The 12,454-nt window shown below is 43.7% G+C and carries 11 protein-coding genes; all 11 read left to right on the forward strand.

Going from position 1 to position 12,454, the window contains the following annotated elements; all coding sequences use genetic code 11:
- Positions 1–25 precede the first annotated feature (25 nt).
- The 11 genes from MHI20_RS01555 to rlmN all read left to right on the forward strand — a co-directional run bounded on the left by MHI20_RS01555 (position 26) and on the right by rlmN (position 12,454).
- Positions 26–2,701 carry a calcium-translocating P-type ATPase, SERCA-type gene (locus tag MHI20_RS01555; protein ID WP_282900932.1) on the forward strand — a complete coding sequence of 892 codons (2,676 nt, stop codon included), beginning with the start codon at positions 26–28 and terminating at the stop codon, positions 2,699–2,701.
- An 83-nt stretch (positions 2,702–2,784) separates the two neighbouring features.
- Positions 2,785–3,660, forward strand: coding sequence for a YicC/YloC family endoribonuclease (locus tag MHI20_RS01560; protein ID WP_007499682.1), 876 nt, complete (start codon positions 2,785–2,787; stop codon positions 3,658–3,660).
- Between the two features lie 76 nt (positions 3,661–3,736).
- Positions 3,737–4,006, forward strand: coding sequence for an extracellular matrix/biofilm regulator RemA (gene remA, locus MHI20_RS01565; protein WP_008344898.1), 270 nt, complete (start codon positions 3,737–3,739; stop codon positions 4,004–4,006).
- Between the two features lie 9 nt (positions 4,007–4,015).
- Positions 4,016–4,630: a guanylate kinase gene (gmk, locus tag MHI20_RS01570; RefSeq protein WP_007499680.1), complete on the forward strand. Its 615-nt coding sequence runs from the start codon at positions 4,016–4,018 to the stop codon at positions 4,628–4,630.
- Positions 4,631–4,633: 3 nt separating this feature from the next.
- On the forward strand, positions 4,634–4,837 hold the full coding sequence (rpoZ, locus tag MHI20_RS01575; RefSeq protein WP_008344896.1) for a DNA-directed RNA polymerase subunit omega: 204 nt from the start codon (positions 4,634–4,636) through the stop codon (positions 4,835–4,837).
- Between the two features lie 115 nt (positions 4,838–4,952).
- Complete coding sequence (gene coaBC, locus MHI20_RS01580; protein WP_041090556.1) at positions 4,953–6,170, forward strand: bifunctional phosphopantothenoylcysteine decarboxylase/phosphopantothenate--cysteine ligase CoaBC; 1,218 nt, start codon at positions 4,953–4,955, stop codon at positions 6,168–6,170.
- Positions 6,167–8,575: a primosomal protein N' gene (gene priA, locus MHI20_RS01585; RefSeq protein ID WP_047947053.1), complete on the forward strand. Its 2,409-nt coding sequence runs from the start codon at positions 6,167–6,169 to the stop codon at positions 8,573–8,575. Before coaBC ends, priA begins: the two co-directional genes overlap by 4 nt.
- Before the next feature lie 15 nt (positions 8,576–8,590).
- On the forward strand, positions 8,591–9,073 hold the full coding sequence (def, locus tag MHI20_RS01590; RefSeq protein ID WP_008344891.1) for a peptide deformylase: 483 nt from the start codon (positions 8,591–8,593) through the stop codon (positions 9,071–9,073).
- A 5-nt stretch (positions 9,074–9,078) separates the two neighbouring features.
- Positions 9,079–10,032: a methionyl-tRNA formyltransferase gene (fmt, locus tag MHI20_RS01595; RefSeq protein ID WP_039166735.1), complete on the forward strand. Its 954-nt coding sequence runs from the start codon at positions 9,079–9,081 to the stop codon at positions 10,030–10,032.
- The gene (rsmB, locus tag MHI20_RS01600; RefSeq protein WP_057079566.1) at positions 10,019–11,362 is read left to right on the forward strand and encodes a 16S rRNA (cytosine(967)-C(5))-methyltransferase RsmB; all 1,344 of its coding nucleotides are present in this window, start codon (positions 10,019–10,021) and stop codon (positions 11,360–11,362) included. The genes fmt and rsmB overlap by 14 nt, the downstream gene beginning before the upstream one ends.
- A 3-nt stretch (positions 11,363–11,365) precedes the next feature.
- Positions 11,366–12,454, forward strand: a complete 1,089-nt coding sequence (gene rlmN / locus MHI20_RS01605; protein WP_024720337.1) for a 23S rRNA (adenine(2503)-C(2))-methyltransferase RlmN — start codon at positions 11,366–11,368, stop codon at positions 12,452–12,454.

The raw sequence follows: 12,454 nt of genomic DNA on the forward strand, positions 1-12,454 counted from the left end.
ACAAAAGAGGAGTGGACGAGGTCAAATGAATTGGCATGAACTGAACCAAACCGATTTATTAAAAACAATGAATACATCGATAGGTGACGGACTGTCAGAAAAAGATGTGAAAAAGCGGCTTGAAAAGCATGGGCCAAATGAATTACAGGAAGGGAAAAAGGTGTCGGCGTTCGTTATTTTTTTGGCGCAATTTAAAGACTTTATGGTGTTAATCCTGCTTGCGGCAACGATTATTTCTGCTTTTTTAGGTGAATACATTGATGCTGTGGCGATTGTGGCGATTGTGCTGATAAATGGTGTGCTTGGCTTTTATCAGGAACGCCGTGCGGAAAAGTCCCTCCAAGCACTAAAGGAATTATCAACGCCGCATGTCTATGTAAGGAGAAACAATGAATGGGTCAAGATCCCATCCAAGCACCTCGTGCCGGGAGATATTGTGAAGTTTTCAAGCGGGGACCGAATTGGGGCAGATATCAGATTACTAGAAACAAAGAGTTTGGAAATTGAAGAATCTGCCCTCACTGGAGAGTCCATCCCAGCGGTCAAACATGCGAGTCCGCTCTCGCGAGATCATGTCTCGCTTGGAGATTTGACGAACATGGCCTTTATGGGGACGCTTGTCACAAGAGGAAGCGGTGTAGGGGTTGTCATTGGTACAGGGATGAATACGGCGATGGGACAAATTGCCGGTATGCTGGATTCAGCAGGTAATATGGAAACACCGCTGCAAAGACGCCTTGAGCAGCTGGGGAAAATTTTAATTGTTGCTGCATTATTTTTAACTGTTCTTGTGGTTGTTCTTGGTGTGGTGCAAGGTCATGATTTGTATCATATGTTCTTAGCGGGTGTATCTCTCGCTGTTGCTGCGATTCCAGAAGGACTGCCGGCGATCGTCACTGTCGCACTTTCCCTAGGTGTACAGCGGATGATTAAACAAAAATCCATTGTCAGAAAGCTGCCGGCTGTGGAAACACTCGGCTGCGCCTCGATTATTTGCTCAGATAAAACAGGCACAATGACACAAAATAAAATGACAGTGACACATGTATGGGCAGAGGGGAAAACATGGAATATTTCTGGCACTGGGTACGAGCCCTCAGGTGATTTTACCTTAAACGGAGAACTTGTCCATGTAGACAAACATCCAAGCCTGCAAAAGGTGCTATTATACGGAGCACTTTGTAATACATCGACCATCGTTGAAAAAGACGGAGAGATGAGACTTGATGGTGATCCGACAGAAGGAGCACTTCTAACCGCTGCGCGTAAAGCGGGTTTTACTGAGCAATTCATCGAAGCGGGATTTCGTGTGGTGGAGGAATTCCCTTTTGACTCTGAAAGAAAAATGATGTCAGTCGTCGTGGAAACGAATCAGAAGGAGCGGTATGTCATTGCCAAAGGGGCGCCAGATGTGCTGATGAACCGTTCAAGTCATATGATGCACGGCGGACGCACCGCCTCATTTTCAAAGGCCCACCGGCAAGAAACAGAAGCTGCCATTCAAGGTTTAGCAAGACAAGCGCTTAGAACCATTGCGATTGCATATAAAAAAGTAAGCCTGACAGAAAAAATCACCTCTGTTCAGGAGGCAGAAACTGGCCTCACATTTATCGGTCTAGAGGGCATGATTGATCCACCTCGCCCTGAAGTGAGACGAGCGATTAAAGAATGCCGGGATGCTGGCATTAAAACAGTGATGATTACAGGCGATCACGTAGAAACGGCTAAAGCGATCGCTAAAGATTTAAGTCTCTTACCGAAGCAAGGAAAGGTGCTTGATGGAAAAGCTCTGGATCAGCTAAGTGACAAAGAGCTGGAGCAAACAGCAGAAGATGTGTACGTCTTTGCCCGTGTATCACCTGAGCATAAACTGAGAATTGTGAAGGCCTATCAAAAAAATGGCCATATTGTCGCGATGACAGGTGATGGTGTGAATGATGCGCCAGCGATTAAACAGGCGGATATCGGCATATCCATGGGGATTACCGGAACAGACGTTGCCAAAGAAGCTTCTTCTCTTATTTTGCTTGATGACAACTTTGCGACCATTAAATCCGCTATTAAAGAGGGCCGGAATATTTATGAAAACATTCGCAAATTTGTCCGCTATTTGCTGGCATCGAATGTGGGAGAGATTTTGGTCATGCTGTTTGCGATGCTTCTTGCGCTTCCATTGCCTCTCGTTCCAATTCAAATTTTGTGGGTAAACCTTGTCACAGACGGCTTGCCGGCTATGGCACTTGGAATGGATAAACCAGAAGGCGATGTCATGAAGAGAAAGCCGAGGAACATGAAAGAGGGGATTTTTGCAAGAGGGCTTGGTTGGAAGGTCATATCAAGAGGGTTTCTGATCGGGATTGCCACTTTGTTAGCCTTTATGTTTGTGTATCACCGTGATCCGAACAATCTTCAATATGCGCAGACGGTTGCATTCAGCACACTCGTTTTGGCGCAGCTCATTCATGTGTTTGACTGCCGCAGTGAACGGTCTATTTTTGAACGCAATCCATTCGGGAATATGTACTTGATCGGCGCTGTTGTGTCTTCCCTGCTGCTGATGCTTGTGGTCATTTATTATCCGCCGCTTCAGCCAATTTTCAAAACGGTGGCGGTCGCACCAGTCGATTGGCTTCTGATCATCGGTATGTCTGCATTGCCAACTTTTTTACTGGCAGGATCACTTTTGACAAGAAAAAAATAATTGGTTATGGTATAATTTTGAGGTAATAGTGTCTGCTATTACCTTTTTCATTTTATTAATATGAAAGAATTGGGTGTTTTCACATGATACGCAGTATGACGGGATTCGGCCAAGCGAGTAAAACGGATGGAGAACTGACAGTGTCAGTTGAGCTAAAATCGGTCAATCACCGTTTTAAAGAGGTTCATGCCCGTTTGCCGAGGCCGCTTTTATATTTCGAAGATACATTAAAAAAAATCATTCTTCGTCACGTGCAGCGCGGTCGAATTGAGCTGTTTGTTACGATTGAAGGCGGTAAACTTGCAAGCCGGTCTTTACAGATTGACTGGCCGCTGCTTGATGAATATATGAAAGCCGCAAAAGACCTTGAGGACCGCTATCATATTTCAGGTATTCAGCATGCACATGACTTACTGAAGCTGGAACAGGCTGTTCAGGTGGAAGAGTCAGTCAGCCGAAATGAGCAGCTGGAGCATTTGCTGATAGACACTTGTGAAGAAGCTGTCAAGGAGCTTTGCTTCATGAGAGAGCAGGAGGGAACATCGCTTCAAAAAGACTGTGAACTCAGGCTGTCAGAACTCGAGGCATTTACAGAAGAAATCAAAGTGTTTGCACCAGAGGTTGTGAGTCAGTACAAAGAACGATTGAATCAAAGATTACAAGAATGGATCGGAGAGGCGCTTGAAGAGAGCAGGCTGACCACAGAGGCGGCCATCTTTGCTGATCGCTGTGACATTACAGAAGAGATTACCAGGCTGAAAAGTCATTTTCAGCAGTTCCAGCAAATTTTGACGCAAGGCGGCGCTGCCGGACGAAAACTTGACTTTCTTGTACAGGAGCTCAACCGTGAAGTGAACACGATTGGATCAAAAGCAAACCATCACCATTTAACAAAGCTGGTGGTTGAAATGAAAAGCGCTATTGAAAAAATAAAAGAACAAGTGCAAAATATAGAATAGTCATTGTGTATGCTGTTTACAGTGCGTCTCTTTCGGCGAGACTAGAGACGTTTATATTACAGGGGGACGAAAGAAGATGACCATAAAGTTGATCAATATCGGATTTGGAAACATCATTTCAGCGAATCGGATGATTTCGATCGTCAGTCCGGAATCAGCACCGATTAAACGAATGATACAAGACGCAAGAGATCGAGGCATGCTCATTGATGCGACATACGGAAGAAGAACCCGTGCTGTTGTCATTATGGACAGTGACCATGTCATCTTATCTGCCGTTCAGCCTGAGACTGTCGCGCAAAGACTTTCTGTAAAAGAAGAAATCATAGATGAAGGGCAGGGGTAATACGCCATTATGAAAGAAAGAGGACTTTTAATCGTTCTCTCTGGACCTTCGGGAGTTGGAAAAGGAACGGTCAGACAAGCCATTTTCTCCCAGGAAGATACGAAATTTGAATACTCTATTTCTGTGACAACCCGCAAACCGCGTGAAGGTGAAAGAAATGGTGTTGATTATTTCTTTAAAACCAGGGAAGAATTTGAACATATGATTGAAAACAAAAAGCTGTTAGAATGGGCAGAATATGTCGGGAATTACTACGGCACGCCTGTTGACTATGTAGAACAAACATTGAGCGAAGGAAAAGATGTTTTCCTTGAAATCGAAGTGCAAGGTGCACTTCAAGTAAGAGAAGCATTCCCGGAAGGTCTCTTTATTTTCCTTGCACCGCCAAGTCTTTCAGAACTTCAAAACCGCATTATTACACGCGGGACAGAATCTGAGGATCTCATCCGTAACCGAATGGCTGCTGCAAAAGAAGAAATTGAAATGATGGATGCTTATGACTATGTCGTTGAAAACGACGATGTCGAGCTTGCATGTGAAAGAATTAAAGCGATCGTCCTTGCAGAGCACCTGCGAAGAGACAGAGTCGCACCAAGATATAAAAAAATGCTGGGGGTAGAATAAACCATGTTAGATCCTTCAATTGACTCATTGATGAACAAACTTGACTCAAAATATACACTTGTCACAGTGTCTGCACGCCGTGCACGTGAAATGCAAATCCATCAAGATCAACAAATCGAAAACACAAAATCCTATAAATTTGTAGGGAAAGCTCTTGAAGAAATCGATGCTGGTCTTTTGACATTTGAAAAAGAAGAGCAAGAATAACATCGCTTCTGCTATGCAGATACGATACGTTCAAAAAAGTCAAAACTATGATTGGTTTTGACTTTTTTGAATTGTAGACGAATTTGTGAAAAAGGCCGTTAAGGGGGACAAACAAATGTTACAGTCAAAAAATATTTTACTCGGCGTCAGCGGAGGAATCGCCGTATATAAAGCAGCTGCACTCACTAGTAAACTCGTACAGGCAGGCGCAAACGTAAGAGTGATTATGACAGAATCTGCCCGTGAGTTTGTGTCTCCGCTCACCTTTCAAGCCCTATCTCGGCATGAGGTGTATGTGGATACATTTAAAGAAAATAATCCAAAAGTCATAGCGCATATTGATGTAGCTGACTGGGCCGATCTCATTCTTGTTGCCCCTGCAACAGCACATACCATTGGTAAAATGGCCGCAGGACTTGCTGATGATATGCTCACAACGACCTTGCTTGCTTCAACAGCTCCTGTATGGGTTGCACCGGCTATGAATGTGCACATGTATGACCATCCAGCTGTCAAGCGGAACATCCGCACTTTATATGAAGACGGCTACCGGTTTATAGAGCCAAGTGAAGGCTATTTAGCATGCGGCTACATTGGAAAAGGACGCTTAGAGGAGCCTGAAAAAATTGTTGAACACATCCGTGCGTTTTTTGATGAGCCAACCAGCTTGCCGCTTTCAGGCAAAAAAGTCGTGGTCACAGCTGGCCCTACACGAGAAGTGATCGACCCTGTTCGTTTCCTTTCAAATCGATCTTCTGGGAAAATGGGCTATGCCATTGCAGAAGCTGCCGAGCAAATGGGGGCTGATGTCACGCTCATTTCAGGACCTGTTTCGTTAACTGCGCCTGAGCATGTGAATGTGGTGCAAGTGGAATCGGCTGAGGAGATGTATCAAGCAGCGTTAGAGGTGTACGAGAAAGCAGATATAGTGATTAAATCAGCAGCCGTTGCCGATTATACGCCTGTCACGACGTATTCTCATAAAATGAAAAAACAAGACGGTGAACTAGCGGTTGAATTTAAGCGGACGAAAGATATTTTAAAAGAGCTTGGGAAAAGAAAAGAACATCAGGTGCTAGTCGGCTTTGCAGCTGAGACGCAGGATGTTGAATACTATGCGAAAAAGAAAATCGAATCCAAGCATTTAGATATGATTGTCGCGAACAATGTTGCAGCAGAGGGCGCAGGCTTTGGCACAGATACAAATGTCGCAGCATTGATCAAAGCAGACGGAACAAAAAAAGAGCTGCCAATGATGAGCAAAAAAGATCTTGCCTTTGAAATCTTACAGGAGGCAAAGCAGCTGCTGCCAAAAGAGCGTGATCGAGCATGATTGCTGAAGTGATCGTCGATGTCACAACGAAAGCCATTGACAGGCCATTTGACTATCGTGTGCCAGACCGCTTTAAAGGCCTTGTCAAGGCTGGTATGAGGGTAGTGGTTCCTTTTGGCCCAAGGAAGATTCAAGGGTTTGTGACAAAAATCAAAGAAGAAACAGACGTACAGTCAGGAAACATCAAGGACATTGTCGATTTATTTGATTTATCTCCTGTTCTGACAGATGAGCTATTGGAGCTTTCCCACTGGCTGACGGAAAAAACATTGTCCTATCATATTACGGCGCTTCAATCGATGCTTCCAGCAGCGATGAAAGCCAAATATGAAAAAGAAATTCAGGTGTTATCAGCTGAGGAACTTCCGCAGTCATTGAAAGAGCTTTTCGGTCAGCAAGAGAGCATCCTTTACGCTGACATTCCGCCTGAACAGCTGAAGCCTATTCAAAAGCATGTCCAAAAAGGCCATCTAGAAGTCAGATATCACGTCTCACAAAAATCCGGAAAGAAAAAGGTGCGGACACTTCAGGTAGCAGTTACGAAAGAAAAACTTGAAGAAAAACAGAAGCAGTTAAAGAAAAATGCGGTGAAACAGAAGGCGCTGCTTACCTTTTTATTTCAAGCGAATGAAACGACGTTTTTAGCAAAAGATTTGCAGCAGCAAACAGGTGCTAGTTCTCAAACGATAAAAGCTTTGATTCAAGAAGGCCTGTTAACAGAAAGCTATGAAGAGATTTATCGAGATCCTTATCGGGATAGGGAGTTTACACCATCTACTCCTCTTGATCTCACAACAGAGCAAGCAGAAGCGGCAAAACCCATTCATCAAGCAGTGAGCGATGAAAAACATGAAACGTTTTTACTGCACGGGGTCACAGGAAGCGGTAAAACCGAAATTTATTTACAGACGATTGATCATGTCCTCCAAAAGGGAAAAGAAGCGATCGTCCTAGTTCCTGAAATTTCATTAACGCCTCAAATGGTCCAGCGTTTTAAAGAGCGCTTCGGCTCCAATGTGGCTGTCCTTCATAGCGGCTTATCGACTGGGGAAAAATACGATGAATGGCGGAAAATCCACCGCAAGGAAGTCAAACTTGTCGTTGGCGCAAGATCGGCTGTTTTTGCCCCGTTTGAGAATTTAGGAATGATCATTATAGATGAAGAACACGAATCTTCATATAAACAAGAAGAAATGCCTCGGTATCATGCGAAAGATGTGGCCATTGAACGAGCAGGGCGGCACCAATGTCCGGTTGTATTAGGCAGTGCAACGCCTTCACTTGAGTCATATGCGCGTGCGAAAAAGGGTGTGTATACACTGCTGACGCTCAAACGGCGCGTCAATCAGCAGCAGCTGCCGCACGTTTCTTTAATTGATATGAGAGAAGAATTAAGAAACGGCAACCGCTCCATGTTCTCAGAAGAATTAATGCTCAGGTTAAAAGAAGTACTTGAAAGGAAAGAGCAGGCGGTTTTATTTCTCAATAAAAGAGGTTATTCATCCTTTGTGATGTGCCGGGATTGCGGATATGTGGAACAATGTCCTCATTGTGAGATCTCTCTCACTTATCACCGCTTTCAAAAACGGCTGAAGTGCCATTACTGCGGTCACGAAGCTCCTGTACCTGCAGAATGTCCAGAATGCCATAGTGAGCATATTCGCTATTTTGGTACAGGCACGCAGCGTGTGGAAGAAGAGCTGACGAAGGTATTGCCAGAAGCAAGGGTCATCCGAATGGATGTAGATACAACCTCTCGGAAAGGTGCGCACGAAAAGCTTCTCACGTCCTTTGGTAATAAAGAAGCAGACATTCTGCTTGGGACGCAAATGATTGCAAAAGGATTAGACTTTCCAGATGTTACACTTGTCGGTGTCCTTAGTGCGGATACGTCTCTTCACATCCCTGATTTTCGTTCAAGTGAAAAAACGTTTCAGCTTCTTACACAAGTAAGCGGACGTGCGGGACGTCATGAAAAAGCGGGGTCAGTCATTATTCAATCATATACACCTTCGCATTATAGTATTGAATTAACCAAACAGCATGATTATGAAGCCTTTTATGAGCAGGAGATGTTGCACCGTCGTCATCAGTCCTATCCGCCATTTTATTTTTTGGCGATGGTGACTGTATCACATGAAGAAGTGACAAAGGCAGCGCATGTCACAGACAAAATTGTTCAGTTCCTGAAAATGAATTGTGCACCGAATACAAGAATTCTCGGTCCTGCTGCTTCTCCGATCGCTAAGATCAAAGATAGATATCGATATCAATGCGTGATAAAATACAAAAGGGAAAATGAACTGGCAAGTTTATTACGAAAAATACAAGATCATTATCAAAAAGAAATGGAACAAAAACAGTTGATGATATCAATCGATATGAATCCATATATGATGATGTAAAACGGAGGTCTTTTCGTGGCAATCAAACCGATAGTCTTACATCCTGCAGACGTGCTTGAACAACAAACAGAGCTTGTTGATACATTCGATAAAAAACTGAAAAAACTGCTGGATGATATGTATGATACAATGCTTGAACTAGATGGAGTCGGCCTAGCCGCACCACAAATCGGCATCTCAAAAAGAATCGCCGTGGTCGATATCGGAGAAGATTCTGGGAGGATTGACTTAGTAAATCCTGAGATTCTTGATGTGGAAGGGAGCCAGACAGACATTGAAGGCTGCCTGAGCTTTCCATCTTTGTACGGAACGGTTGAAAGACCAAATTATGTGAAGGTGAAAGCCTTTGATAAGAAAGGCAAACCATTTACAATAGAAGCAGAAGGATTTTTAGCAAGAGCTTTATTGCATGAAATTGATCACTTAGACGGCGTATTATTCACGTCGAAGATCATTCAAACCTATACAGAAAAAGAACTTGCGGAAATGGAAGGGTGAAGAAAATGGCACGTATCGTATTTATGGGAACCCCTGATTTCTCAGTACCTGTGCTGCAAACACTTATAACAGAAGGATACGAAGTTGTCGGGGTCGTCACACAGCCAGATCGCCCGAAAGGCAGAAAACGAGTGCTCACGCCGCCTCCTGTAAAAGTAGAAGCCTTAAAACACGGCATTCCAGTTTTACAGCCTGAAAAGGTACGTCTTGATGAAGAAATTGATAAAGTGCTTGCGTTAAAGCCAGATTTGATCGTAACAGCAGCGTTCGGACAAATTTTGCCAAAAAGATTACTTGATGAACCTGAATTTGGCTGTATCAACGTTCATGCCTCACTGCTGCCAGAACTAAGAGGCGGTGCACCGATCCATTATGCGATCCTGCAAGGCAAAAAGAAAACAGGCGTGACGATCATGTATATGGTAGAAAAGCTTGATGCAGGTGACATGATTAGCAAAGTAGAAGTAGAAATTGATGAATTAGACAACGTCGGAACACTGCACGATAAATTAAGTGTGGCTGGTGCGGCCTTATTAAAAGACACAGTTCCAAATGTGTTAAGCAGGTCTATCTCGCCAATTCCGCAAAATGAAGAGGCAGCAACGTATGCACCAAATATTAAGCGGGAGCAGGAAAGGTTAGACTGGACCAAGCCAGGAGAAGAGCTTTACAACCAAGTTCGCGGCTTAAATCCATGGCCAGTTGCCTATACTGAATGGAACGGTGCTAACTTAAAAGTATGGGAAGCGAAAAAAGTTCCGCTTCAAACACCAGAAGAACCTGGGAAAGTGATTGAGCTTCAAAAAGAAGGACCAGTCGTTGGAACAGGAAATCAGCAAGGCCTTTTATTAACGAGTGTACAGCCCGCTGGAAAGAAAAAAATGAGCGGTGAAGACTTCTTAAGAGGCGCAAATATCGAAATTGGACAGAAATTAGGGCTAATCAATGAAGAAAAGTAATGTGAGAGAAGTAGCACTAGACGCTTTGATCAAACTCGAACAAAATCAAGCCTACAGTAACTTGCTTTTGCAGTCAGTGATGAAAGAGAAAGAACTCTCCGATCAAGACAAACCGCTATTAACAGAACTTGTATACGGTACACTGCAAAACAAGCTGGCACTTGATTATATGCTCACACCCTTTGTGAAAAAACCGCAAAAAGTGGCTCCTTGGGTGATGCAGCTTTTGCGGATGTCTCTTTATCAGATGGTTTATCTTGAAAAAATTCCAGATCGTGCAGCCATCCATGAAGCAGTGGAACTAACGAAAAAGCGCGGACATAAAGGTATTTCTTCACTAGTCAACGGCGTTCTTCGTTCTGTGCAAAGAGAAGGCGTGCCATCATTTGATGCGATCAAAGATCCGGTAAAAAGGCTCTCAATAGAGACAAGCCATCCATTGTGGCTCGTACAAGAATGGGTGGAGGCGTACGGTTTTGAAGCAGCAGAAAGCATGTGCCGTATTCATTTAGTCCCGCCAAAGCAGACATTGCGTGTCAATCAAATGAAAAAAAACCGCACTGCACTGCAGCAAGAACTCATGGATGCAGGAATTGAGACAGAGCTCGGCGACCTATCTGAGGATGCACTCAAACTCATGAAAGGATCTATCGTATCCACTCCTTTCTTTCAAGAGGGCTTTGTCACGATCCAAGATGAAAGCTCCATGCTTGTCGCAAGAGCGCTGGACCCTCAGCCGGGAGAAATGGTGCTTGATGCCTGTGCCGCCCCTGGTGGTAAATCAACACATATCGCAGAGCGAATGAACGATGAGGGGAACATTGTGTCTCTTGATTTACATGAGCACAAAGTAAAACTGATCAAACAGGCGGCAAAGCGTCTAAACTTAACGCATATTGAGGCAAAAGCACTTGATGCAAGAAAAGCATCCGACCATTATGATGATGCTTCGTTTGACCGTATTCTCATTGATGCACCATGTTCAGGTTTTGGCGTCATCAGACGAAAACCAGATATGAAATATACAAAGTCCTCGGAAGACTCAGCAAGACTTGCGACAATTCAGCAATCGATCTTGCATGAAACAGCCCAGCTGCTAAAGCCAGGCGGAACCCTTGTATACAGTACATGTACAATGGATCCAACAGAAAATCAACAAGTGATTCATGCGTTTTTACAAGAACACCAAGACTTCGAACCCGATCTATCTCTTAATGAACGGCTGCCTGAGCAGGTTGCTCCGTTTGTTCAAAACGGAAGTGTACAAATACTTCCTCATTATTTCGGAACAGATGGTTTCTTTATTTGCAGCATGAGAAAGAAGGGATAAAAAATGACAGAACAAAAACAAAAAGTAAGAAAAGAACTGAAAACAGACATGCCGTCGATTTACTCATTTGAGCTAAATGAAATCAAAGACTGGTTAAAGGAACAAGGCGAAAAGCCTTTCCGTGCAACACAAATTTTCGAGTGGCTTTATGAAAAACGCGTCACATCCTTTGATGAAATGTCTAACCTTTCAAAGGAATTAAGAGAAAAATTAAAAGATCAATTCGCCATCACGACTTTAAAAACAGTGATCAAACAAACATCTCAAGATGGAACGATCAAGTTCTTATTTGAATTACACGATGGCTATACCATTGAAACCGTGCTAATGCGCCACGAATACGGCAACTCTGTCTGCGTCACAACACAGGTAGGCTGCCGGATTGGTTGTACATTCTGTGCATCTACACTTGGTGGTTTGAAACGTAACCTTGAGGCGGGAGAAATAGTGGCCCAAGTATTGAAAGTACAACAGGCGCTTGATGAAACAGATGAACGCGTCAGCTCAGTTGTCATCATGGGAATTGGCGAACCGTTTGATAACTTTGATGAAATGCTTGCATTCCTTAAAATCATTAACCATGATAACGGCTTAAATATTGGAGCACGTCATATTACGGTTTCGACGAGCGGGATCATTCCAAAGATTTATCAATTTGCGGATGAGCAAATGCAAATCAACTTTGCTGTCTCCCTGCACGCACCAAATACTGAAATTCGAAGCCGCCTCATGCCAATCAATAAGGCATACAAGCTGCCAAAATTAATGGAAGCTATTGAATACTACATTCAAAAAACAGGCAGACGCGTGAGCTTTGAATACGGTCTGTTTGGCGGAGTCAATGATCAAGTCCATCACGCAGAAGAACTTGCTGATTTATTAAAAGGAATCAAATGCCATGTAAACCTCATCCCGGTGAACTATGTACCAGAAAGAGATTACGTGAGAACACCAAGAGAACAAATCTTCCTATTTGAAAAAACGCTGAAAGAACGAGGCGTAAACGTAACGATTAGACGAGAGCAAGGCCATGATATTGATGCTGCTTGCGGTCAGCTAAGAGCGAAGGAGCGTCAGGAAGAGACGAGGTGA

This window comes from Bacillus sp. FSL K6-1106 (assembly GCF_038005245.1).
GTDB classification, from domain to species: Bacteria; Bacillota; Bacilli; order Bacillales; family Bacillaceae; genus Bacillus; species Bacillus altitudinis.

Bases quoted from the DNA above. Each gene is read 5' to 3' on its own strand.
- rlmN (WP_024720337.1), top strand. From the start codon at position 11,366: ATGACAGAACAAAAACAAAAAGTAAGAAAAGAACTGAAAACAGACATG.
- fmt (WP_039166735.1), top strand. From the start codon at position 9,079: ATGGCACGTATCGTATTTATGGGAACCCCTGATTTCTCAGTACCTGTG.
- rpoZ (WP_008344896.1), top strand. From the start codon at position 4,634: ATGTTAGATCCTTCAATTGACTCATTGATGAACAAACTTGACTCAAAA.
- remA (WP_008344898.1), top strand. From the start codon at position 3,737: ATGACCATAAAGTTGATCAATATCGGATTTGGAAACATCATTTCAGCG.
- priA (WP_047947053.1), top strand. From the start codon at position 6,167: ATGATTGCTGAAGTGATCGTCGATGTCACAACGAAAGCCATTGACAGG.
- gmk (WP_007499680.1), top strand. From the start codon at position 4,016: ATGAAAGAAAGAGGACTTTTAATCGTTCTCTCTGGACCTTCGGGAGTT.
- rsmB (WP_057079566.1), top strand. From the start codon at position 10,019: ATGAAGAAAAGTAATGTGAGAGAAGTAGCACTAGACGCTTTGATCAAA.
- MHI20_RS01555 (WP_282900932.1), top strand. From the start codon at position 26: ATGAATTGGCATGAACTGAACCAAACCGATTTATTAAAAACAATGAAT.
- coaBC (WP_041090556.1), top strand. From the start codon at position 4,953: ATGTTACAGTCAAAAAATATTTTACTCGGCGTCAGCGGAGGAATCGCC.
- MHI20_RS01560 (WP_007499682.1), top strand. From the start codon at position 2,785: ATGATACGCAGTATGACGGGATTCGGCCAAGCGAGTAAAACGGATGGA.